The organism is Lactococcus sp. LG1074 (assembly GCF_017309525.1).
Lineage (GTDB): Bacteria > Bacillota > Bacilli > Lactobacillales > Streptococcaceae > Lactococcus > Lactococcus petauri.
Window position 1 is genome coordinate 1,434,302 of sequence record NZ_CP071293.1, and the last position, 24,580, is coordinate 1,458,881.

Here is a 24,580-nt window from a genome sequence, read left to right on the forward strand (position 1 = left end):
TTGTAACAAAGAACTTAGGACCTTAGACTGATTTAAGCTTATTTTAAAAATCGTCCCAGTTGTCGTCTCTTCTGCTGCGTGGATTATGGCCAAAATTCCAGGGGTTATGAGCATCTCGCATCTGACGGCGCATTTCTTTTCTCATCTTTGCTTCCATTTCTCTACCCATATGATGCATCATTCGTGGGTCAAAGCCGCCAGGACGCATGCCACCACCAAAGCGGAAATCACATTCCTCATCAGCTGGATTAGCTTCTTCAAGTTTTTCCAAAATATTAATCAGTTGAACTTGTTCTTCTTCTGTAAGATTACCAAAGATGCCTTCTGATAAGTTATCTTGACTTTCTTTACGTTCAACTTGAGCTTGCTTGCCTTCTTCCGTCAAGAAAACACGGCTCACTCGCTTATCATTTTCGTCTGTAACACGTTTAACTAAGCCACGTTGCTCTAAGCTCTTCACTTGAGCAGTTACACTTGAAGGTCGGATATCTAAGATTTCAGCGATTTCAGCATTAGTCAGCCCATCAGCCTTCCAGAGTTCAATCAGAAGCCCTTGTGCGCCTGTACGAGATTTTTTTTCTCCGAGTCGACTTGTCATTCTTTCCATATGCAAAGCCATGAGAAGTTGAGGATTATGAAGTAGTTTTGAAAAGAGGTGTAATAATTTATTTGTTTCTGCTGACACAGTTATTCTCCTTAATATTTAGTTTGACTCATATAAAAGCTAACAAAACACATTTTAATACTTTTATTTCGTTTTGTCAATATAAAAAACTAACGACTCTTAATCATCGTTAGTTCCTAAGTCCATTTGATAAAGCTTACGGAAGTCTTCATTGTGTTCAAGAAGGTATTCCGGTTGATCATCAAGCTTGATTTTACCTTTTTCTAAAAAGATAACACGATCCATGTGTTGTACACCCAACAGATGATGAGTGATAAAGATAATCGTTTTGTCTTTTAAGCGCTCAAAGAAGAGACGCAACAGTTGATTTTCGGTAATCGGGTCTAGCGAAACCGTCGGTTCATCTAAGATAACCATATCGACATCAGACAGCAAAATACGTGCTAAGGCTAAACGCTGACGTTCCCCCCCTGAGAAACGTAGGCCTGCTTCATCCACGACCTCGTTGAGTTGATTAGGCAGGGAAGCCACCAGTTTTTTCAAGCCTACAAGCTCTAAAGCATTCCAAATTTCTTCGTCACTGGCATCAAGCCGAGCCAAGCTAAGATTGGAACGGATGCTGGCATTGAAAATATATGGGCTTTGGTTAATGACACCAATCTTTTCTTCAACATTATTGGCATAAGCTGGTGCAATTCCGGACAAATCCAAAGTCCCTTGCTGTGCAATAAGATCCCCACGGATAAGGCTTGCTAAGGTTGATTTACCTACTCCTGAGCGACCTAAAATCGCGACATGCTCTCCTTTTTTGATATGGAGATTTAAGTCATCAAAGATAAGCTTGTCATCAAAAGCAAAACTTAAATTAGAAATTTGTAAGTCTGTCTCCGTAATCGTTTCTTGTCGCACCTCTTCCTTAACATCAGGTAAATCATTGAGACGCTGAACAGAATCACCATAACGTTGTGTCTCAACAACAGCGTCAGACAAAGGTGCAAAGGCATCAAACAAAGGAAAGGCAGCTAAAGAAACAGCGGCAATGTAGTTCAGTGCATCTCCCGCATTTAAGGTTGAACCTGACCAAACAATCAGATAGACCACAAGTAAAGCAAAGATGAGCTGCAACACAAGGTTACGTTTCCTTACATAACTCAGTAATTTTTCTTGAATCTGACGTGCTGCTTTTTCTGAGGTTTGATAATCAAGCAAGAAATCTTCTTTTCTGCCTGATAAAACCCAGTCTTGCAAACCTAAAACATCATCTGTCAAGTCTGAAAAGAGTTGATTCCGGTAATTTTTCAAATCTCGGTCATATTTGGCTGACACTTTGAGTGATACGTAAGGAAGCACAATAACCATCAAGCCTAAGAAAAAGGCAACCACAAGAGCCAGGGTTATCGAGAAAACACCTGAAGCGATGATGAGAGCTACAGATAAAGAGCCCACAATCATCAAAGGGAAAAGAGTCCGTAAGAATAAGTCTTGAATATTCGCTATATCTTCATTAAGCAGACCAAGAAGGTCACCTAACTTGTAACGTTCAGACAAACCAATCGCCGATTTTTCCAATCGAAGATAAAGCTTACGACGAAGATTACTGGTGATGCGTAAAATCCAGTTGTGGGATGTTAAGCGTTCAATATAGCGCACCACAGGCCGTGAAATACCAAAGACACGTACCATCAAAACAGGCACATAGATAATCAAAATGTTTTCGGGTTTAGTTGCTGATTTTGAAATCACGTAGCCCGCTGAAAACATAAGCAGGCCAGCGCAAAACATCGTTATTGTTCCTAAAATAGTCGCAAGAATCATTCCGAAACGATATTTACGCAGAAAAGGTGTGATCCAATCATTATTGAAAAGAATCTTCTTCATTTTTTCTCCATTGTTTTTACAATCATGCTGTTTAACCTCTCATCTCACGCAAGAGCTCTTGATAGTATGTATTAGTCGTTAAGAGTTCTTTATGTGAACCTGCAGCTTCGAGCTTACCTTCATTGAGGACGAGAATTAAGTCCATCTGAGGCAGCCAATGCAAGCGGTGAGTCGCCAAAAATACGAGCTTATCCTCAAAGAGTGGCAGAATATTTTTCTTTATCTCCAGTTCCGTTTCTACATCAAGGTGCGCCGTTGGCTCGTCAAGGAAAAGAATATTTCTTTCTTGAGAGAGAAATGCTCGTGTGAGTGCCACACGTTGCATTTGCCCCCCAGATAAGGTACGACCTCCTGCACCAATATTTGCATCCAACCCGATTTCTTCTAGCAAGTTTTTCAAACCGGCAAGCTCAGCTGCATGAATGATGGCTTCATCTGTAGCTTCTGGCTGATAAAAGGCTAAATTAGCACGTAAAGTTCCTGCAAAAATATAAGTGTTTTGAGGGATAAATTGTAAAGACTGGCGGAATTTTTCATCGTTAAGTGAGGTCAGCTGAAATTCATTGAGCTGGATTTCGCCCGCACTGGGCTTAAGAAACCCTGAAAGCATACTTAACAATGTCGATTTACCTGACCCCGATTCGCCGACAATGGCTACCTTGGTAAAGCCTTGAAGTTCCAAATTGATATTTGAGACACCACGTCCTGTTTCAAAAACTTTACTCAAATTATGGAGCTTCAGTTGTGACTGCTCTGTCCAACGGATAGGCTCTGGTAAAACTTCTGTTAGATAATCTTCTGTTTGCAACACTTCATTAACACTGGCGTAAGCATTTTTACCATTTAGCGTTGCGTGGTAGTCCGAGGCAAAGTCACGCAAAGGTAAGAAATATTCCGGAGCTAAAATCAAAGCAGCCAGGGCTGGGAACAAGAGAATGGCGCCGTTCATAAGACGTAGTCCTAAGAACAAAGCCACCGTAGCCACAGACAAGGTTGCAAAGAAATCAAGTGCAAAGGTCGAGAGAATTGCGACACGTAACGTAGCCATTGTTGCTTTACGGAAACGTTCTGACGTTTGATAAATGGAATTGGCATATGTTTTTGATAAGCCAAAATATTTTAAGGTCGAAATCCCGCGGAGCGAATCTAAGAAGTGATTGGATAAAAGTTGGAAACTCTTATACTGTCTGTCTGCCTGCCCTTGTGCAGCATATCCCAACAAAATCATGAAGATTATGGCAAAGGGAAAGGCAATCGCCAATACAATCGCCGTCTGCAAATCCAAAAAGGCAATCGCAATCAGCAAGAGAATTGGTATGATCATCATGTTCAAAACTTTAGAAAGAACCAATTTGATATAAGTTTCGACCTCATCAATACCAGAAATAACTGTCGATGTCAGATTCCCTGTTCCCATTTCACGTGAGACGGAAGGTCCAAGTTTAAAGGCTTTTTCAAGAATCTGTCCACGCATATCTGCTGCTAAACGGTAAGAAACCTTATCGAGCATATATTGACGTAAAAAGTTTACTACTTCTCGCCCAAAAAAGCTCAGGAAAAAGCCAATAATATAGATCAGAACCTGCATGAGTTCTTGATCTTGCCACAATCCTGTTATCGCTTGAGACAGAAATAAAGCCTGTCCTAAAATACAAAGCGCTTGAAGTAGGGCGAGCCCTCCAAGAGCGGGAAGAATCTTACGTACTCCTGGAAGAGTAAATAGAGTTCTGTCAATCATTTTTTAATTACCTATTCTTATTCATATGATAACTTTTATTATAACAAAATATGAGTATCAAGCCTTTGAAGCTGCTTATAAATTCATGCTCTTCTTCACTTTTGTCTAATAAAAAATTCCTTTAAAAAAGGAATTTTAGAATCAATTATTCACTGATACGTTTTCTGAAAATGTAGTAAGTCCAAGCCATATAAGCAAGCACAAATGGCAAGATTGCTATTGTGATGTAGGACATGGTTGTCAAAGTATAGTGTGTTGAGCTTGCATCCTTAATCAATATGCTGTAAGCCGGATTTTCAGCGATCATTACACGTGGGAACAACCCTTGGAAAAGTAAAGCAACCAATGCAAGGAAAGTCAAACCAGAAGATAGGAATGCTGACATTTCATGTTTTTTAGCAACCGAAACATGTGCAAAAACAGTCAAGAGAACGATAACGACTAACAAGCCAATTGTTAAAGCTGCATGTTTTTCAATGAAATCTGTCTTCATAGCAATCAAGAGAGCAAAGACAACTTCACCTGCATAAAGCACAAAGTAAAGTTTGTTTGCAAGGTCATTCGCACGTTTTCGCATGTTTCCTTCTGTCTTCAAAGCAATGTAGTTCAAACCATGTAAGAAACTCATCAAAGCTACAGCAACACCACCAACAAGCGAAAGTGGGTTTACGTATGTTGTGAAGCTGGCATAAATATCACCGCGTGCATCCATCGGAACACCTTGAATCATGCTGGTAAACATAAGCCCAAACAAGAAAGGAATAAAGAAGCTTGTCACTCCTAAAATTATTTCCCAGCCACGCTCTACTTTTTCTGATTCGCTACGGTGACGGAACTCAAAGGTTACCCCACGTAAAATCAAGCAGGCGAGTATTAATAATAAGATATTATAATAGCCAGAGAAAAGTGAAGCATACCAATAAGGGAAGCTGGCAAACATAGCACCGCCGGCTGTCAAGAGCCATACTTCGTTCATATCCCAGAAAGGACCGATTGTAGCAATCGCTTGGTTGACTTCACGTTTATTACGTGCCAAAGCCAAAACGCTCATTCCTACACCAAAGTCGAAGCCTTCGAGGAAGAAGAATCCCCCAAAGAGCACTGCAATTAAGATAAACCAAAATAATTGTAATCCGCTCATTTCAAAGCCTCCTCTTCTTTTTCTTCTGATTTAGAATGCTTGTCTTTCCCAAGATTATGGCTACTGAATGGATCTAAATCAACATAAGCTGTTTCTGCCTTATGTGCACTGTCACGCATAATACGGCGTGTCAAGATAATCATGATTGTACCTAAGACACAGAAAAGAAGGAAGTAAACGATATTTGAGAAGAGCAAACTTCCTACTGAAACGTTAGGTGAAACAGAGTCTTTGATGGTAAAGAGTCCATATACAGTCCATGGATAACGTCCCAACTCAGTTACCAACCAACCAGAAGTGATAGCAAGGAATGGTAAGAACATTGACCAACCATAAAGACGCATCATTCCAGGTTTTTCATACATCCAAGGTTTCTTACGGCGTGTCCAGAAGAGCCCAAGAGCTGAAATTAACATGAAGTACATGCTCAAACCAGCCATAATACGGAATGTATAGAAGAGAACTGTAACTGGTGGATAGTAATTCAGATGATCACCATATTTAGCTTCCAGTTCCTTGTTGATTTGATTCATCCCCTCAACTGAACCTGAAGGACGGTGGTAGGTCAAGATTGACAGCACGTACGGTATGCGCACACCGAAAACAGACTTGTGATCAGCTTCGTTAAAGAAAGCAATCATGTCCCAAGCTGCTGGGTCCTCTGTTGTTTCATAAACACCCTCTGTCGCTGAGAATTTCATCGGTTGAGTATTTTTAACTTCCAACATTTGTTGGTCACCAGCCACGAAGTTCCCCATCGCACCGATCAAAGCAACTAAGAGTCCTAAACGCAAGGCTGGTTTAAAGAAATCAGCTTCACGTTTTTTAAGGATTTGGAATGCAGAGATACCGGCAACCGCAAATCCACCAGTTAAGAATGACCCTGTGATAACGTGGGTAAATTCTAAGGTTGTTTGTGGGTTTGTCAATAAAGCTGAGAAACTGGTCAATGTGGCACGACCATCAATAACTTCATAGCCCACTGGATTTTGCATGAAGCTGTTCGCTGCCAAAATCCAAAGTGAAGAAAGCCAAGTTCCGACCATAACTAAGCCAAGTGCCGCCAAGTGCAACTTTTTGCCTATACGGTCCCAACCAAACATCCAAACACCCAAGAATGTTGATTCCATAAAGAATGCAAGCAGTGCTTCTACAGCAAGTGGTGCTCCAAAGATATCACCGACAAATCGTGAATAGTCTGACCAGTTCATCCCAAATTGGAATTCCTGAATAATACCAGTCACGACTCCGACGGCAAAAGATAATAGCATGATTGCACCAAAGAATTTGGTACGTGTTTTCCATTTCTCATCGCCCGTTTTAACATACAATGCTTCCATAATAAAGGTCATCAATGTTAACCCTATCGAAAGGGGAACAAAGAAAAAGTGGAAGATTGTGGTCATGCCAAACTGGAAACGCGCGAGAGTTTCAATTGTCAACATAAAGCCTCCTATTGCTCGAATAAAGGTAAAAGTACACAATTTTCGAGACTAACAAAAAATTAATTACAATTCATTGTAACACTATGAAAGCGTATCGAAAAGGAATTTGTTTATAAATTCAAGATTCTGATACATTTCTTATACAGCATCATCTTTAGTGTTCAAATTGACACGAGAAAACACTGCTTTTGACAGCAGTATTTCTTTTTAAATCTTATTTTCTACCTTGATTATCTTAAAATCCTGCCCTGATTTTGCTGGAAGGATAAGTTCATCAAGACAGTCCGCCAGTCGCTCAGTGAAAGAAACCTTTTGCAGAAAATGAATTTCTTTAAATGTTAGCTTGACTTCTGCATGTGTTGGATTAATAACGTAGACAAAAGCCTCGCAATCTGTGTAGCGAAAAATTCCTAAAACATCTCCTTGAAAAAACGTAAGCACCATTAATAGAGCTTATTCTAGGGCCTTGATTTCACCCAAAGAATTGAATTCCACTCTAACTTTTAACTTTTCTTTTGTATGTATAAGAATTAAAAATAAACTTTTTCTCATTTTACCTTAACTAGGAGAAAAGTTATTTTACAAACATTTCATCTCGTTATTAATTATAAAATTCTGAAAATTCGCAATAAAAAATTTGACACTTCTACTTCACTAGAAACGCTTTTATATCTTGGTATTTTCACATACTTTTATTATAGTATTTTACTATAAAATTTGCTAATATTAATATTAAATATCAAAAAAAAGACACAGAAACGTAAATTTTCTGTGTCTTTTATTTTATTTTTTAATTAAATTAGTCAACATACCATTGATAAACTTACTTGATTTTTCATCACTGAAATCTTTAGTCAGTTCGATAGCCTCATCAATGGCAACCAAATCCGGTGTTTCAGTAAAGAGGATTTCATAGGCACCTAGACGAAGCAAGGCTTGCTCCACTGTTGTTAAGCGCGAGAAAGTCCAACCTTTTGCTAAATGCTCGGATAAAGCAGCATCAAGAACATTTTGTTTCTCTATGATGCCGTCCACCAATTCTGAAAAATAAGCGGGTGCTTCTACGGGTTCATCTGTATCGTTATCATAATTCAAAGCAAAAGTTTTGGCTTGAACTAAGATATCTTTAGAAGCTGTGGCAAATTTTGGCTCAGTCATCGCCAAAATTTCAGAAACTTCATTTTGAACCGTCAAAGGTTTGAAAAGATCAACTGTAATCTTTTCACGAACACTTGTATGAACATCAGAGAAAACTCGGTTGAAAACCTCTAATTTTTGCTCTGCTGTCTCTGATCGGAAACTTGCACGCAAGAAATCACGGACACGAACCGCAATATTTTCTTCTTCAAGTTCAATATTGAAAAGGCGTACCAAGTTCAGGTTCATGAAGACATCTTTGTACAAATCAATAGCTTCTTGATCTGTCATACGTTTCGTATAACCACCAAAATCACGAATAAAACTCAAAGCTTTGTAAACAGCTGTTTTTTCACGGTTTGGAATATCTAAAATTTCATAAATCTTATCAATTTCTTTTAATGGTTTTGTGAAAAAGCGTGGAAAATCACGTACTGTAATGCGTTCATCTTTGTAGGCAACATCAAAACGAATCGGTTTTGCCAACTCACGATTAATCTTTTCGACATTGTTCTTGAACTCTGTCAAAACCGTTTCTGACATTGCTTTTCTGATTTCGTATTCAAAAAGAGTTTGCACAGTGCGCTGACGAATGCTATGTTGCGTTAGCTTGTTAGGCATCAAAGAAACCCTCATCAAACAAATCTTCAAAGCTTGGTTTTGGTAATTTTTCAGGAACGATACCTACTACGTGGATGTTCACATCATCAATTACGATTTCTGTTGCTTGTTCAACTGCTTCTTTCACTTCTTTTTGAATATTCATGGCTACTTGTGGGACGTTGATACCGAAAGCCAAGTAAACATAGATGTTGACAACAACTTTGTCGTCTTTGCTTTCGATATAAACACCACGGCCTTCTGATTTTTTGCCGAGGCTATCTGAAAAATGCTTGTTGCGTAATGCATAAACACCATCGATTTTTGCAGTTGTGATACCGATAATTACTTCAAGAACTTCTGGTGCAATAACGATTTCACCAAGTTCTTCAGTATGAACAGTTGTATCTGCCATAGTTCTCTCCTCTATCTTTTCTTTTGTTTCTCCGTGGAGCAGGGCTTTTATAACTCCTCACCTTGTGGGAGAGCTAGCCCAAAACGGCTTATGCACGTTTAAGGTATTCACCTGTTTGTGTGTTGATTTCGAGTTTTGTTCCTGCTTCAACAAAGTCAGGGACGTTAACAACCAAGCCTGTTTCCATTGTTGCTGGCTTACCTGAACCTGTTACTGTTGCACCTTTGATAGAAGGTTGAGTTTCAGCGACTTCAAGGACAACAGTCGTTGGCAATTGAAGCCCGATGACTTCTGTACCGTAAAATTGGATTTTTACATCTGTATTTTCAAGGACATAGAGCAATTCTTCTTTAACTTGTTCAACAGGGATTTCATATTGATCATATGTTTCGTTGTTCATGAAGAAAGCTGTATCGTCCATTTGGTAAAGATATTGTGCAGGCACTGTATCAATCACAGCTTGTTCAAATTTGTCTTCTGGACGGTATGTATCGTCAAATGTAGAGCCTGAACGCACATCACGCAATTTCATACGCATGATTGTGTTACCTTTACCTGGTTTGTGGTGACTTGCTTCCATAACACGGAGGAGTTTGTCTCCGTTCAAAAATGTCATTCCGGCTTTGAGGTCTTTTGCTGCTACCATAATTATATATATCTCCTAGTGAATATTCTATTTACCGCCCAAAGAGGCAGCTTTTAACAATTCATTTTAGCACAAATTCACCCTTTTTTCAAATGTCTGTTTGTTTCCTTCAGACAAACTTTAGAGCAAATGAAGCTCTTGAAGCAAGAATTCAAATTAAAGAACGAGAAGTTCTTTCGGCGATTGGGTCAGTACCTGACAGCCCTCCTCAGTAATAAGCAAATCGTCTTCTATCCGTACACCACCAAAGTCAGGAATATAGATTCCTGGTTCATCCGTAACGACCATATTGGACATGAGTGCTCCTTTTGCTTTAGCACCAAAGTAAGGAATTTCATGTACATCTAAGCCTAAACCATGACCAATCCCATGTGTAAAGTGTCCTCCGTATGAGGCTGCTTCAATGACATCGCGTGGCACTTTGTCAAAGTCAGCAAGAGACATGCCTTCTTTTGCTTCTGCGATCAGAGCTTCATTTGCTTGACGTACTGTCTGATAGATTTCACGCATCTTCGGACTTGCTTCGCCAACAAAGACTGTTCTTGTCATGTCACTTGCATAATGATTATAATAACAGCCGAAATCAATGGTTACAGGATCCCCAAACTCAATCATTTTATGGGTTGCTACTCCATGTGGCAAACTGCTACGTTTTCCTGAAGCAACGATTGTGTCAAAAGAGATGCCACTTGCGCCCATTTCTCGCATTTTAAAGTCAAGAAAATTAGCGACTTCTATTTCTGTTCTGCCTGGCTCGATATATCTCAATACAGCTTCAAAGGCCTTATCAGCAATTTGACAAGCTTTCTTGATTGTGGCGATTTCATCGACCTCTTTGATTTGGCGAAGCTCAGCTACAAAATTTGTCGTAGGAACAAGTTTCGCTTTCTTTAATTTTTCCGCTAATACACGATAAAATGCAAAATCAACTGTATCTTCAAAACCAATAGCTTGAAGGTCTTCAGCAAGGTCAGCAATTTCAGATAAGGCATCACGTGTCTGGATGATTTCAAACCCCGTAATCAATTGGCATGCAATTCCAATATAACGATCATCCGTCATAAAGTAGGAATGTTCTGCTGTCATGAAAATCGTTCCAGCTGTACCCGAAAAACCCGTCAAATAGTAGATGTTTTTCATATCAGTAAGGATTAAGCCATCTAAATTTTCTCGTGCTATTTTTTCTTTTAAGTTACTGATTCTCATTGATTTCTCCTTTTTAATTGGGATGTTTTCTTCTATTATAACAAAGTCTGAACTATAATATTGAATCTTTATCTAGAGAAAAAAGAACTCCTAAAAGCAGAAGTTCTTTCCTTTATTCTGATTCCGCCAACAAATTTTTGGCATCCGTAAGTGTCTCAATAAAACGGTCTGCTTGCTCTTGATTAATACCGAAATAGTTATCCTTAACTGCCCAAACAGTGGCTCCAGCCGCCTTACCAGCCATAATACCATAATGCGAATCTTCAATAATCAAGGTTTCTGAAGGTTCTACACCAAGCTTTTCCATAGCAGCCAGATAAATAGCTGGATTAGGTTTAGACTGCTCAAACTCGTCCTGCCCTGACAAGAAAAACTCAAAATACTGGCGTAAATCATGCGTATCCAAGACTTCAGCAATCTCATGACGACGAGAGCTTGAAGCTACGGCCATTTTATATCCCTTTTCTGAAAAGGTCTTCAAGGCGTCCGTAACACCAGGTAAAAGTAGCTCCTTATAAGGAATCGGAAATTGTGCATCGTAATCTAAGAATTCTTGGTGCACTTGCGCTGCATGCGCCTCTGTAAACTCATCACGTAATACTTTTGGCCACATGTCTTTCAAAACACTGCCGACAAAATCTTTTGGTGTTAAATGGCTAGCATCAATACCACTTTCAACGAAAAAGTTATCTAAAACCTTAGAGTGAAAACGTTCTGAATCTACCAAAACACCGTCCATATCAAATACAATTGCTTTAAATTTCATAGCTTTATTATAGCATAAGTAAGCGGTTATTTTTTATATTGAGATGTAATATATGAGGTATTGCTTATCTTGTTTTTTTATTTAGATATACTGAATCACTTAGATTACTGCGCACCATCACTCCTCAGCTTTTCCATCAGAACCAAGCACTTGAATTTTTTGTTTCACAAGTTCTTTGACTGCTTGTTTAGCTGCGGAGTTGTATTTTTTCGGATCTACGACTTTTTCATCTTCGGAGATGTAGGATTTGATAGCATTTGTGAAAACAGCGCGGAGTTCAGTGGCATAGTTAACTTTAGCAATGCCCATAGCAACAGCTTTTGAAACATCTTCGTCAGGGATCCCTGAAGTGCCGTGAAGGACCAATGGTACATCACCCGTTCTCGCTTTGACAGCCTCTAAGATATCATATTGTAACTTTGGTTCTGCTTTGTAAAAGCCGTGTGAGTTGCCGATACCAATAGCTAAAAAGTCAACATTTGTAGATTTGACAAATTTTTCAGCTTCTTCTGGATCGGTAAAAGCTACCGTCTCTGCATTATTGCCATCTTCTTTTCCACCAACAATACCTAGTTCAGCTTCTACTGGAATACCCATCGAATGTGCCATCTTGACCACTTCTTCGGTTATTGCGACATTTTCTTCAAATGGTTTTTTCGAAGCATCAATCATTACCGAGGTATAACCTGTACGCAAGCAACGTGCGACGCGTTCAAAATCATCACCATGATCAAGATGCATCACTACAGGCACTGAGACCTTGTCTGCTGCTGCTTTAACCATATGGTAGAACATTTCTGGGGGTGTCGTATTGAGCGTACCCGAAGTTGTTTGGACAATGACGGGGGCATTCATCTCTTGCGCTGCTTCTACGATTGCTTCCGCCATTTCCATATTTTCTGCATTAAAGGCCCCAATGGCATAGCCATTTTTAAATGCCTTTTCTATCATTTCTTTACTTTTTACAAGTACCATTTTTTCTCCTCTTCACGTCTTTGTTTTATATTTTTTCTACTTTGAGTTGATCAAACAAAGCTTGATAATTTGTCCGATTAATATAACCTGTCTTCGCCTCCTGCGCATTGAGCATGCCACATACATTAGCACCTTTCAAGGTATTCTCAACAGTTTCATTCTGGCTTATCCCATAAACAAGCCCTGCAACAGTCGCATCGCCGGATCCGACCGGATTTACTACATCTATTTTGGGGATTTGCACACGATAAAAGTCATTGGAAACTTTAGCAAATGCGCCTTCTTTTCCAAGAGAAACCACAATCCACTCAATACCGTTAAAAAGCCTATCCTGTAAACTTTCTTTGATATTTTCTAAGGTGACTTCCTTCCCTAACAAATCCGTCAACTCTTCCAAGTTGGGTTTGATTACACTTGGCTTATGTGGGTTTTTAAGCACTGCTTCAAGTGAGCGCCCCGAACAATCCAAAACAACTGTTTTCTCTTGCTTGTTGGCAATTGCGATAAGCTCAGAATAGAAAGTTTCCTGTAAGCCATCAGGCAGAGAACCAGAAATGGCAATTGCTTCAACTTCAGATAACATTGCTTTAAAATTTTCAATAAACTCTTCTGCTTCTTGCCTTAAAATCTGTGGTCCTTTTTCTAAAATCTCGGTCTGTTGTCCTTCGTGTAAAATCGCAATACAGTTGCGTGTCTTTCCAGAAATCTTAGTAAATCGACTATCAATGCCTTCACCTTTTAAGTTCTCGACAATCTCCGCACCTAAGATATCGTCAGCAAATCCTGTCGCCAAGACCTCTGCACCTAGTTCTTTCAGCACACGTGATACATTAAGCCCTTTACCACCAGCCGTTTTACCAACCTGTGCCACACGATTGACCGTATTTAAGTGAAAGGCTTCCAATGGATAAGAAATATCGATAGCAGGATTAAGTGTGACTGTTAAAATACTCATGGTTTACTGCTCTCCTATTTTTCCAGAGGATGGATAATCACACCTTTTACGACACGGTTCACTGTGCCTGATGCTGAAGGTGTATCAGGCGTATTTTTCACCAAAATTGAAGCATTCAAGGCAATGACATGAGCAAATGCAAATGCTGGGAAGACAAGATATGCTTCTTTAAGCTCTGGTACTTCCTTATACGTAAAACCTTCAGTAAGATTTTGTCCGATGACGACTGTTCGCTGAGCAATTGCATCACCGGCAACCTCTTTGTAGAGATCCAAATCATATTGACGTGTATAAGCGTTATTGGCAGCAAAGACGAAAACGACAGTATTTTCATTAATGAAAGATTTAGGTCCATGACGGAAGCCCATCGAGCTGTCAAACATGGTTGCTATTTTTCCTGCTGTTAATTCCAAAACCTTGAGTTGAGCTTCACGTACAAAACCTGAAAGTGTACTTGAGCCCACGTAAACCATACGGTCTGTATCGTCATTTAAAAAACTTACAATTTCCGTTTCTCGCTGAAAAACATCTGCAGCTAAATCCGCGGCAACGCTGACCTGCTTTTCTTTTTCCGAAAGGTCTTCTGTTGAAAAAATAAGCGTTGATAAAAGCGTCATTGAACTGCATGAGCCTGTCATTGCAAACCCTTTATCGTTAGACTCATCTGGCAAGATACAAGTCAACGCATTTTCCATGGTGAGGGCTTGCTGAGCGAGCTTGCCTTCTTTGGCGCAAGTAATTACCAACTGATAACTGTCTTGGACTAGCTCTTCTACAATATTGACTGCTGCAACAGATTCAGGGGAGTTTCCACTGCGTGCAAATGAAACCAACAAGGTCGGTGTATTCTGCTCCAACGTAGCTTGTGGGGCTGCTACGATATCCGTTGTTCCGATTGATTCAAAACGGAAATGTTCCGTATCTCCCAGCTCAATTAAACTTTTAAGTACGGTGTCACCCACATACTGCGAGCTACCTGCCCCAGTAAAAATTACTCGGATAAAGCCATGTTTTTCGATAAGTTTTGCTAAGAAAGCATCAATCTCTGTTTTTCTTTCTGCGTATTCTCCGAAAACCTTGCGCCATAAGTCTGGTTGCCCTAAAGTTTCTTTAACGGTGATAGCCGCACCTAGTTCTTTGAGTCGTTCCTCTGGTAATTGAAGCATATTATTCCCTCGATTTCTATTTTTCTTTAAGCTTATGGTATCTATTATAAGGTGATAACCATAGGAAAATTTTCCAAATGGCACTTTACCAAAATGGAAATTTTTCCTGATTTCAAGGGAATGTTTCAATGCTCCATAGAATTATTTTGTCACATCATGAAAAACCAAGAAGTTCCAATACTTCAGTTAAATGCTCAACACGTCTGTCTGCATGACTCTGGTCACTATCAAATCGTTGATCTCTAATCGCCCAAATGGTTGCTCCCACTGCTTTTCCCGCTGCAATACCATTGGGTGAATCTTCAATGACAAGCACATCAGATGCTCTGGCATTCAACTGCTTCATGGCAGACAAATAAACGGTAGGATGGGGCTTAGACTCTGGAAAATCTTCGCCAGATGAAATAACCTCAAAATATTTACGAAGATTATGTGTATCAAGAACTTCTGCAATTTCATCGTGTGACGAACTTGTGGCTAAACCAATCTTTAGTTTTGTTTCAGACAAGCGTTGCAGGACAACTTTCACATCAGGAAACAGCATTTCCTCGATGGGAAAATGGCTACTCTTTTTATAGGTGAAGAACTCTTTTTGTAACCTTGCCGCATCTTTCTTATCAAAATCTTCTCCCAAAATGAACGGCCACAAGTCTCTCAGAGGGCGACCTAAAAGCTCACGGCGATTTAGATGTGCTATCGGAATGCCCTTTTTATCGAAAAAGGCATCAAATACTTGGGCATAATGATACTCCGTATCGATTAAAACACCGTCCATATCAAAGATAATCGTATTAAAGCTCATCTTATACTCCTGCATATACAAGGCTTTCTGAAGCTTCCTCACTATTTTCAACTAGTTTTTGGTTAATGATTGACACAATCTCCGCTTGGCTGTCCGCTGCTTTTAGCTGATCTATCACCGCAGGTATCATGAGCATTTTCGCAACAGAAGAGAGCAATTGTAGATGTGCCGTACCTTTTTGATGTTTGGGTATAAAAAGTCCAATGATAAAAGTAATTGGTTGACCATCTAAGCTATCCCAAGCAATACCTTTCTCATTTTTTACAATAATCAAACTGGCTTTATTAATATTTGACGATTTAGCATGCGGTATGGCAAAGCCGTCCATCATTCCTGTAGTTCCTTCGAGTTCACGCGCCACTAACTTTTCCTTGATTTCTTCCTTGTCTGTGGCGATTCCTCGTTGGATTGTTTTTTCTGCTAAAAAGTCGAACATCTCATCTCGTGTATTGAATGTCTGATGGAGAAAGACATCATTTTCAGAAAGGAATGCAGAGGGAGCTAGAATTTCTTCAGTGGCTAATTCTTTATTTTCACGTTTTTCCTTCTCCCAGCGTCGTTTTTGATAGAGGCCAAGTAAAATTCCACCTACTGCCGAACCAATCAAAATTGATAAAACCCATTGGAAAGCACCTGTGACAACAGGTAAAACAAGAAATCCTCCATGTGGCGCAGGAACCTTTACTCCGAAAAGATAAGTTAAAATTGAAGCGATTGAAGAACCCACCATAAAAATAGGCAAAATAATCAAGGGATTTTTGGCTGCAAAAGGAATTGCGCCCTCAGTGATATGTGTGGAACCTAAGATGAGGTTCACAATCCCTGCATTACGTTCTTCAGTATTGTAATACTTTCTAAATACAAGCGTTGCAATACTTGTAATCAATGGCGGCGCAATACAAGCAGCTGACACACCTGCCATAAAGGAGTAATTCCCTTGAGCTAAGAGCGCTGTACCTGTAACATAGGCAGCTTTGTTGATCGGACCTCCCATATCAAAGGCACACATTGAACCAACAATAAGTCCTAAAACAATCGGGTTACTGTTTTCAAATCCAGCCAAGAAATTCATCATAGCTTGATTGATGGCTTCCATAGGAGCTGCCAACAAATACATAGCTATTCCGACAATTGCGACTCCTAGAACCGGTAAAATAAAGACAGCTTTTAATCCATCAAGAGATTTGGGCATCTTACGCAAGAGTTTTTGAAGGAAAAGAATTAAGTAACCCGCTAAGAAACCTGATAGAATTCCTCCTAAGAAACCTGCACCACCTGCATTTGCTACGATACCACCAATCAAACCTGCGACAAGCGCGGGACGCTTAGCAATGCTTTCAGCAATGAAAGCTGACAATATTGGCACCATCATTCCCATAGCTTGCCCGCCAATATCATTGATCATCGCTGCTGTGGCATTATATGTAGCATGATCTGGTTCTGCAGAATGGATCCCCCAAACTGCAAAAGAAATTGCAATCAAAACACCACCAGCAACAACGAAAGGCAGCATATGCGAGACACCGTTCATAAGGTTTTTGTAGATGCTGTGCCCGATTTTAGATACATCTGGTGCTGTTGAGGTATTTTCCCTAGTCGTTGTACCGTCCTTGATTTTTCCTTTCCCAGCTAATGCTTCCTTAATCAAGTGGTCCGCCTCTTTAATCCCTGCTGAAACAGAAACTTCAATGACCCGTTTTCCAGCAAAACGCTCAGCATGGACATCTTTATCGGCTGCAATAATTACAGCTTCTGCATGACGAATGTCCTCGTTTGTCAATTCATTTTCTACACCAATCTGTCCATGTGTTTCTACCTTGATTGATACACCTGCTTTTTTTGCCGCCGCTTCTAAAGCTTCCTGTGCCATAAACGTGTGTGCTATCCCTGTTGGACAACCTGTTGCAGCGATTATTTTATAGTTTCCCATAAATCCTCCTTATAGTTTATTCATAGTTTCAGTAACAGTAATTTGTTTCATCAGCTGTGGAACATCGGAAAAATCAGTCAAGCCTTTTTGAAAAGCTGTAGAAGAGCCAGCTGCAATTGCTAATTGCAAATTTTTTCCGATAGCTTCATTTTTGATTATTCCGGCTAAGAAAGTTCCAAGCAAGCTATCGCCTGCACAAGCTGTGTTGACAACTTCTCCTTGCGGAGCATTTACAGATAAGATTTGGTCCGAATTGATAAACAAGGCACCTTTTTCCCCCAAGGAAATCAAAACATTTTGCGCACCTTGCTCTACCAATTTTTTACCGTAATAGATTACATCTTCTGGCGTTTTTAGCTCCACATTAAACCAGTGCGCCAGTTCCTCATCATTGGGTTTAAGCAAGAAAGGTTTGTAAGACAAAGTATCCAGTACTTCTGCATAGCTGGTATCAATAATGAGTCTCACCTTGTTTTCTTGACAGATCGCTGCAATCTCTTTTAAGAGTATGGGTGGAACTCCTTCAGAAAAACTGCCAGATAAACAGAGGTAGTCCCCCTCTCTGAGTTGGTGTACTTGCTTTAAAAACATTTCTACTTGTTCAGATGTAACTTTTGGCCCTTTATTGACTAGCTTATACTCCAGATTTTCTTTTTTTACATGTGTAAAGACATTGATTCTGGTTATACCGTCAACTTCGATAAAGTCTGTGTAAATGCCTTCATTTCGGAGCGTGTCATCGATGAAATTTCCGGTAAACCCAGCCTTAAAACCAAGTGCTGTACTTGTCACTCCGAGTTGCTGCAAGATCAAAGAAACATTGACACCTTTTCCATTGGCTTGAACATCATACTCATCTGTACGATTCACTATTTTAGGAGACATCTCCTGGGTGTCAATAAACAGATCAATTGCTAAATTTAGTGTAGCTGTGTAGATCATTGAACACCTCACTTTCTTTTTATCATAGTATTATCATAGCGTATTATTTATGTACCCGCTTACAAATTTTGGATATTTCTGAAAAACGTTACACTTCTATTTTTAATTTTGCTATACTTAGAGTAATAAATCTTAGAAAACGGGGAGGTTTACTGTGAGTACTAAACTAAGCGACTCTGAGCAATATTTATGGAATTATATTGAGCGTAATATTATAGAAATCCCTAACTATTCCATCGCCGAATTAAGTGTTGAAGCTGCTGTTTCAACAGCAACAATTGTGCGTACACTAAAGAAAAAAGGGTATTCTGGATATGCCGACTTCAAGTATAAACTCAAAGAGCGAAGAAAGTTGCATGAAGATTTTTCCCAGTTTGATCAAGAAGATGAAGGTATTCGTCTCGTCATTACCAAAAATGAGCAAGAAGTCATGCGCACCATCTCAATGATTAATATCCAGAAACTTGAAGAAGCAATTCGAATTATCACTGCTTCAAGACGGCTCATTTTATTTGCCCGTGGTTTTTCAGAAATGGTTGCCCAAGAGATGATGATCAAGTTTCAGCTTACAGAAAAATACTGTGAACTCTTTACAGACCCTGAAATCATTAAAATCATGAGTAAAAAATTATCCCCCGAAGACGCTGTCCTTTTCATATCTTTAAATGGCGAAACTCCAGAATTGGTAAATGCTGCACAAAGTTGTCAACAACACAATATTGCAACACTTCTCCTTACGACAGCGGGTGAATCCACGCTGACCTCCCTATCTGATGTTGCTCTAGTTGGTTTTAAATCAGATGGCTCCTTTTTCCCAGACTATGAAGTACGCTCACGACTTCCTCTGACTATTCTTTCACGAATTTTGCTTGACTCTTATGCTTTAAGAAAAAAAGAAATATAAAAAAGTAAGTGTCTTTGTCCCACACTTACTTTTTTATATTTACGGCCAGATTGAAGGCCAGATACCTATTCCTGAGCCAAGGATGCCAAGGCAGAGGAGTAAAAGAATACAACGGATAGGTGTCCATTTGTGCTTCTGCATGAGATAGAACAAAAGTAAAGTTAATCCTAGCGGCAACATTGATGGCAAGATACCATCTAAGATGGATTGAATATTAATTTCAGCTTCACCATTTGGAATGACAATGTTTACTGAAGTAGCTCCCATAGCTGAAGTCAATGCCCCCACTACGAAAATACCAAGGATAGAAGCTGCGCGTGTAAATTCTTTTGCATTAGCAGTCATGATGCTGATAGCATCTGTTCCTTTTCGGTAAGACCAATGCATCAGGAAGTAACGCAAGCCGAACTGTACAGCATTGAAAATAAAGAGGAAGATGAACGGTGCTGCGATATTTCCCGCAATCGCCATATTGGCTGTTATCCCTGCCGTAATTGGTACAAGCGTGAACCAGAAGAGTGCATCACCAATCCCTCCAAGTGCTCCCATCGCTGCAACACGAACGGCACGTATCGTCTGAATATCTGTTTTATTTTGCTCAAGTGAAAGCACGATCCCCATTACAAAGTTAACCAAAAATGGGTGTGTGTTGAAAAACTCTAAATTGTGCGCCATTGAAGCTGAAAGGTCTTTTTTGTCCGTGTGGATTTTTTCCAAACCGGGCAAGATCGAGTAGAGCCATCCACCGGCTTGCATCCGTTCATAGTTAAAAGATGCTTGGAGGTAAACGGAGCGCCAAACCATTTTGTTGAGTGTTTTTTTATCAAGTTGTGGTGCTGGCGTTTGGTTAGAATAATTATCAGGAATATTAAATACCATCTTCATAATCTCCTTCACTAGCTGGTGCTGCTGCAGCAGCTGCTTTGAGTTTTGTATTCATTTGGAAATCCCAGTAGGCGAATGCAAAACCAATTACGGCGAGTAAAAGTAACGCTGGACCTTTGAGCGCTTCAATACCGGTAACAATAACAGCAAGCACGAAGCCTAGGAAGTAGAAGCCCCAAAGTTCTTTTGAAACCATAACTTTAATCAAGATTGCAAAACCGACATAACGCATCATGTTTCCGGATGCACCGAGTCCACACATAAGCCAGGCTGGAATAGCATTTACTACTGTATCTCCAAAGGCTTTCCCTCCAATAAAGAAGAGCGTTACGACAATACCAAAGATTGTTCCGAGTGCACACATCGCTAGCCAGTTAATTTTCGCGATTCCGGCTGGGTTTGCTTCTTCTGCATATTTATCCGCTACACCCATTACCGGTGCCATAACTGTGAAGATCAAGGTTACACCATATTGACCTAGCAATGAGAATGGGATAGCAGTGGCAACGGCTGCTGCGGGCTGGAGACCCAGAGTGATAGCCAAGACTGTTGCCATAATACCACCGATAACCGCATTTGGTGGTTGAGCCCCACCAACCGGCATATTACCAATAGTCATCAGTTGATAAGTACCACCAACAATCAAACCGGTTTGAACATCACCGAGAATAAGGCCGATAACCAAACCGGTGACAATAGGCTGGTACAAAGATTGAAGTAAACTAAATTGGTCAATGGCAACGACAAAAGTCACTGCAAAGATCAAAATAATCTGAAAAATGGAAGCATCCATAAGTTTTTCTCCTTATATTTTTTTGTTGGATTTTAACCAAAAAATTGAGAGCCTATAATATCAAAACGAGAAAAATAAATTCACTTGACAATAAATACTCTATTTTCTTGCAAAATCCTCTTGTTACCAAAATTAGAAATGTATCACGAGTATCATTTGAAGAGCTTATCTAATGGCTCTATTGCTGTCGTTGGCACGCGCTGTATCTCAAGCTCAACACCAAGTCCTTTCAGTTTCTTAAATGCTGCCACATCATCGTCATCCACGGCGATAACAGTTGCAACTTGACGTTTTCCTTCTGACATGTGCATATTACCGATATTCACTTTTTTAATGGGTACACCACCTTCAACAAGACGTAATACATCTTGGGGATTTTCACAGATAATAAAAATCAATTGGCGATCAGCAGCTTTACTAATAATATCAATCGTTTTTTGGAGACTAAAATAGCGTGTCGCAACTCCAGTCGGTGCGGCCATATCCATCAGTGCTTGACGCTGTGGATTGCTTGCCACATCATCATTTGCGACAAGCAAAAGGTTGGAGCCGACAAAGCTGTTCCACTGTGTGGCAACTTGACCATGAATCAAGCGATTGTCAATACGAGTAAGTAAAATATTTGGCATAAAAATAACCTTTCTTAATAAAGAATAGGAAGCTCTTTGTCCTACTCAAATTTTATTTAACATCCTAGAAGATAGGGAAATGAACGTTTTACAATATCTGCGTGATGGCATAACGTGAAACTCTAATCACCAACTTATCCGCAAGCTTTATGCGGCAGAATTCTTCATCTAAATCAGTAACCACTCCTGTCAAGCCGCCACTAAACATGACCTCACTCCCTACGGCAAGAGTCTGATGCAGCTCGGCGATAACTTTTTTTCGCTTGCTAAACTGCAGACCACTAACAATGCTATAAAAAGCACCGCCTAGAAGAATAAAACCAATAAAGACAAGTGAACTGTTGATAATAAATTGTGCCGTCATTTAAATGCCATCGCTTTCTTCAACTTCTAGCATTTTTTTGCCGAGCGCTAAGTCAAGAGTGACACCATCTTTAGCTGTAGAAACAGACAAATCAAGTATTAAATCACCCTCTGTTTCCATCATTCCTTGAGAAACAAACTCAATCAGCATCGGAAGATTCGTACCCGTAAAAATATGCACGTTCTCACTATCTCCTTTAGCTATCATTGCTTTATTAAAAGGTGTCCCTCCAAGTAGATCCGTAAAAATGGCTACTTCTTCACCATTTTTACAAAAATTATTTAAAGCCTCTTGATACTCTTCAAGGTTTGTTGCTTCATCAAAAGTAAGTGTGATTAAGTCTGCCTGTGGTCCGGTAATTAATTCAACCGCACTCTTCATACCTTCTGCAAAATGCGCATGCCCAGAAATTAAAGCTTTCATCATTTCTCCTTGTCTTCTCAATTTAGTTTTATTATAAGCTATGAATTATAGGAAATTTTTCCAAATAAGTCCTATATTTTTGGTAAATTTTCCTGAATTAACCGCTTACAACTATGTTTTGTCTTTATATACTTTCGCGTTTTAAGACGACATGACCTGTTCACCATTGACGTAGACTTCTGAAAGTTCCATATTGGACTTTAAAACGATAAAGTCAGCATTATAGTTTTCTTTAATTTGACCACAGCGGTCATCAATATTAACAGACTTGGCAGCAGTTAAGGTCGCCATCATAAGAGCTTCCTCCGGTGTTGCAATTCCCCAATCTACTATGTTTTTAACCGCATCCTTTAACATGAGGATAGAACCAGCCAAACTATTTCCTTCTTTAAGATGAGCAGCGCCTCCTTCAACACGTACAGGAAATTCTCCCAACATGTAATCTCCATCGGGCATTCCTGCAGCACGCATCGCATCGGTAATCAGGACCGTGTGCGATGCTCCCTTACTTTGAATTAATATTTTAGCCGCTGTCGGATGAACATGATGTCCGTCACAGATAAGCTCGGCATATGTATTCGGAAGGCTCAGTGCCGCACCAACCATTCCGGGTTCCCGATGGTTGAAGGGACTCATGCCATTAAATGTATGGACAAAGACAGTAGCACCTGCTTCTACTGCTGCTGTTGCTTGAGCTAAAGTAGCGTTAGAGTGTCCCAAAGCAACCGTGATTCCTCGATTTGTCAAAGCTCGGATAAATTCGATACTTCCTTCTCTTTCAGGTGCAACGGCTATTTTTCGAATCATACCATGCGCTGCTTGGTTCCAATTTTCAAATTCTTCCACATTTGGATCTGTCATATAAGCGGGATTTTGCGCACCTTTATGTTGAGTAGTAAAGTATGGTCCTTCAAAGAAAAGACCTTGTATTTTGGCCCCTGTAACTGCTGGTTTATAATTTCCAACTACTTCGCAGACTTCTCTAAGGCGCTCATGTTTCCCTGTTAATGGTGTAGCTATCCAAGAAGTTACACCCCCTCTAAGTAAACTCTGACTCATCTTATCAAGCAACTCTGACTATCCGTCCATCACATCTGCGCCATCGAAACCATGTATATGTGTATCCACCAATCCTGGCGCAATCCAGTATCCTGTATAATCTTTGACCTCAGCATCTTCAGGAACTTCTTGCATGTGTTTGCCAAATTTACCCGCTTTAATTTCTAAATAGCCACCACTGAGCGTTTGATAAGGATAAAAAAATTTATCTGCTTTAATATAGTAAGTCATGCCTTACCTCCATTTATCTTTTTTCTTAGTATAAATCAGAAATAAGGGGAAAATTTTCCAAAAAGTCCCTTATATAAGTGGAAAATTTTCCCAAAAAAAACAGAGATTTTATCTTCTCTGCTTGTCTTATTTAATCTTCACGAATAGGTGCTAAATTTTTGTAAAGGGCAAAAGCATCCAACAAGATACTATTCACAACTTGTAAACATAGGCGACTCCCCACGTCTAAACCAAAATTAATCGTTTTTTGAGTTGATTTGTAAGCATGGATGTAAACATCAGCTTGACTTCCAATGGCACTCGGCATTGCTCCCACAAGTGCAATAATCTTTGCTCCCCGATTCTTCGCTTTATGAAGTGCTTGTACAATCTCAGGTGTTTCGCCACTCAAAGAAAAGGCAACGATGAGATAATCACGGTTGGCTTTACTTGCAAAATACTGCATATAATCAAAATCATCGTGAATAACACAAAGTTTTCCAAAAAGTTGCAGCTTATCCATCATTTCCCGTGCAACATTAGCACTCAGCCCTGCACAAAAAATCATAATTTTGCTATGATGATCAATCAACTTAATAGCAGCTTCAATATCATCCGCTGAAAGTTGATTAATCGTCCGTGTATTTTCTATTTCATTTTTACGGATCGCCTGATTAACCTCTTTTGAAAAGCCATTTTTGCGACGCTCGTTTTTGGTATTACGAATAGTTTTTTTAAAGTCAGAATAACCATCGTAGCCCATTTTTTTCAAGGTTCTATTAACTGTGGAAACACTGACATGTGATTCTGTTGCCAATATCGAGATAGATAGATTAGGAATCCGATTTAAATTATCTTGAATATGATTCCAACAATACGACTCTGCTTCACTTAAGGTTTTCAATTGTCACTCCTTTAACTTCAAAATTTGTATTTTCGAGCATTG

At 39.7% G+C, this 24,580-nt stretch carries 24 protein-coding genes and 1 pseudogene; 1 reads left to right on the forward strand and 24 read right to left on the reverse strand.

The annotated features are described in order from the left end of the window. Positions 1 to 43: 43 nt before the first annotated feature. From J0J36_RS07070 to pfkB, 17 genes are all read right to left on the reverse strand, one after another. Entirely contained in the window at positions 44 to 685 is a 642-nt protein-coding gene (locus J0J36_RS07070; RefSeq protein ID WP_019291583.1) for a MarR family winged helix-turn-helix transcriptional regulator, read from the reverse strand. A gap of 99 nt (positions 686 to 784) precedes the next feature. Continuing rightward, positions 785 to 2,503 carry a thiol reductant ABC exporter subunit CydC gene (gene cydC / locus J0J36_RS07075; protein WP_019291584.1) on the reverse strand — a complete coding sequence of 573 codons (1,719 nt, stop codon included), beginning with the start codon at positions 2,501 to 2,503 and terminating at the stop codon, positions 785 to 787. A gap of 31 nt (positions 2,504 to 2,534) precedes the next feature. Then, the gene (cydD, locus tag J0J36_RS07080; RefSeq protein WP_019291585.1) at positions 2,535 to 4,241 is read right to left on the reverse strand and encodes a thiol reductant ABC exporter subunit CydD; all 1,707 of its coding nucleotides are present in this window, start codon (positions 4,239 to 4,241) and stop codon (positions 2,535 to 2,537) included. A 145-nt stretch (positions 4,242 to 4,386) separates the two neighbouring features. Continuing rightward, positions 4,387 to 5,382: a cytochrome d ubiquinol oxidase subunit II gene (cydB, locus tag J0J36_RS07085; protein ID WP_019291586.1), complete on the reverse strand. Its 996-nt coding sequence runs from the start codon at positions 5,380 to 5,382 to the stop codon at positions 4,387 to 4,389. Next, positions 5,379 to 6,827 (reverse strand): cytochrome ubiquinol oxidase subunit I, encoded by a 1,449-nt coding sequence (locus J0J36_RS07090; protein WP_019291587.1) that lies wholly within the window; start codon positions 6,825 to 6,827, stop codon positions 5,379 to 5,381. The genes cydB and J0J36_RS07090 overlap by 4 nt, the downstream gene beginning before the upstream one ends. 207 nt (positions 6,828 to 7,034) lie before the next feature. After that, positions 7,035 to 7,271: a hypothetical protein gene (locus J0J36_RS07095; RefSeq protein WP_019291588.1), complete on the reverse strand. Its 237-nt coding sequence runs from the start codon at positions 7,269 to 7,271 to the stop codon at positions 7,035 to 7,037. Positions 7,272 to 7,610: 339 nt separating this feature from the next. Next, positions 7,611 to 8,585 carry a transcription antitermination factor NusB gene (gene nusB, locus J0J36_RS07100; RefSeq protein WP_019291589.1) on the reverse strand — a complete coding sequence of 325 codons (975 nt, stop codon included), beginning with the start codon at positions 8,583 to 8,585 and terminating at the stop codon, positions 7,611 to 7,613. Further along, entirely contained in the window at positions 8,578 to 8,979 is a 402-nt protein-coding gene (locus tag J0J36_RS07105; RefSeq protein ID WP_003132981.1) for an Asp23/Gls24 family envelope stress response protein, read from the reverse strand. Before J0J36_RS07105 ends, nusB begins: the two co-directional genes overlap by 8 nt. Before the next feature lie 88 nt (positions 8,980 to 9,067). After that, a complete protein-coding gene (gene efp / locus J0J36_RS07110; RefSeq protein WP_019291590.1) occupies positions 9,068 to 9,625 on the reverse strand; it encodes an elongation factor P in 558 nt (185 codons plus the stop codon). A 156-nt stretch (positions 9,626 to 9,781) separates the two neighbouring features. Next, complete coding sequence (locus J0J36_RS07115; RefSeq protein ID WP_019291591.1) at positions 9,782 to 10,831, reverse strand: Xaa-Pro peptidase family protein; 1,050 nt, start codon at positions 10,829 to 10,831, stop codon at positions 9,782 to 9,784. A 112-nt stretch (positions 10,832 to 10,943) separates the two neighbouring features. Then, positions 10,944 to 11,597 (reverse strand): HAD family phosphatase, encoded by a 654-nt coding sequence (locus J0J36_RS07120; RefSeq protein ID WP_019291592.1) that lies wholly within the window; start codon positions 11,595 to 11,597, stop codon positions 10,944 to 10,946. Positions 11,598 to 11,714: 117 nt separating this feature from the next. Further along, entirely contained in the window at positions 11,715 to 12,572 is an 858-nt protein-coding gene (fba, locus tag J0J36_RS07125; RefSeq protein WP_019291593.1) for a class II fructose-1,6-bisphosphate aldolase, read from the reverse strand. Positions 12,573 to 12,597: 25 nt separating this feature from the next. After that, entirely contained in the window at positions 12,598 to 13,527 is a 930-nt protein-coding gene (gene lacC / locus J0J36_RS07130) for a tagatose-6-phosphate kinase (protein ID WP_019291594.1), read from the reverse strand. Between the two features lie 14 nt (positions 13,528 to 13,541). Continuing rightward, entirely contained in the window at positions 13,542 to 14,693 is a 1,152-nt protein-coding gene (locus J0J36_RS07135; protein WP_040087121.1) for an SIS domain-containing protein, read from the reverse strand. Positions 14,694 to 14,847: 154 nt separating this feature from the next. Further along, on the reverse strand, positions 14,848 to 15,495 hold the full coding sequence (locus tag J0J36_RS07140) for an HAD family phosphatase (protein WP_153925240.1): 648 nt from the start codon (positions 15,493 to 15,495) through the stop codon (positions 14,848 to 14,850). Position 15,496: 1 nt separating this feature from the next. Beyond that, entirely contained in the window at positions 15,497 to 17,425 is a 1,929-nt protein-coding gene (locus tag J0J36_RS07145) for a fructose-specific PTS transporter subunit EIIC (RefSeq protein WP_019291597.1), read from the reverse strand. A 9-nt stretch (positions 17,426 to 17,434) separates the two neighbouring features. Beyond that, a complete protein-coding gene (gene pfkB / locus J0J36_RS07150) occupies positions 17,435 to 18,367 on the reverse strand; it encodes a 1-phosphofructokinase (protein WP_153925243.1) in 933 nt (310 codons plus the stop codon). Positions 18,368 to 18,521: 154 nt separating this feature from the next. Here pfkB and J0J36_RS07155 point away from each other — a divergent pair, with 154 nt between their 5' ends. Continuing rightward, positions 18,522 to 19,271 (forward strand): MurR/RpiR family transcriptional regulator, encoded by a 750-nt coding sequence (locus J0J36_RS07155; protein ID WP_153925246.1) that lies wholly within the window; start codon positions 18,522 to 18,524, stop codon positions 19,269 to 19,271. A gap of 39 nt (positions 19,272 to 19,310) precedes the next feature. Here J0J36_RS07155 and J0J36_RS07160 read toward each other — a convergent pair whose 3' ends face one another. From J0J36_RS07160 to J0J36_RS07190, 7 genes and pseudogenes are all read right to left on the reverse strand, one after another. After that, complete coding sequence (locus tag J0J36_RS07160) at positions 19,311 to 20,150, reverse strand: PTS system mannose/fructose/sorbose family transporter subunit IID (protein WP_153925249.1); 840 nt, start codon at positions 20,148 to 20,150, stop codon at positions 19,311 to 19,313. Further along, positions 20,140 to 20,949 (reverse strand): PTS sugar transporter subunit IIC, encoded by an 810-nt coding sequence (locus J0J36_RS07165; RefSeq protein ID WP_019291599.1) that lies wholly within the window; start codon positions 20,947 to 20,949, stop codon positions 20,140 to 20,142. The genes J0J36_RS07160 and J0J36_RS07165 overlap by 11 nt, the downstream gene beginning before the upstream one ends. Positions 20,950 to 21,101: 152 nt before the next feature. Then, positions 21,102 to 21,578: a PTS N-acetylgalactosamine transporter subunit IIB gene (gene agaV, locus J0J36_RS07170; RefSeq protein WP_019291600.1), complete on the reverse strand. Its 477-nt coding sequence runs from the start codon at positions 21,576 to 21,578 to the stop codon at positions 21,102 to 21,104. An 88-nt stretch (positions 21,579 to 21,666) separates the two neighbouring features. Then, positions 21,667 to 21,942, reverse strand: coding sequence for a preprotein translocase subunit YajC (gene yajC, locus J0J36_RS07175; RefSeq protein WP_017370592.1), 276 nt, complete (start codon positions 21,940 to 21,942; stop codon positions 21,667 to 21,669). Next, a complete protein-coding gene (locus J0J36_RS07180; protein WP_017370591.1) occupies positions 21,943 to 22,365 on the reverse strand; it encodes a PTS sugar transporter subunit IIA in 423 nt (140 codons plus the stop codon). 141 nt (positions 22,366 to 22,506) lie between these two features. After that, positions 22,507 to 23,655: pseudogene (gene nagA, locus J0J36_RS07185) on the reverse strand (N-acetylglucosamine-6-phosphate deacetylase). A gap of 130 nt (positions 23,656 to 23,785) precedes the next feature. Beyond that, complete coding sequence (locus tag J0J36_RS07190) at positions 23,786 to 24,538, reverse strand: MurR/RpiR family transcriptional regulator (protein ID WP_153925252.1); 753 nt, start codon at positions 24,536 to 24,538, stop codon at positions 23,786 to 23,788. Positions 24,539 to 24,580: the final 42 nt, after the last annotated feature.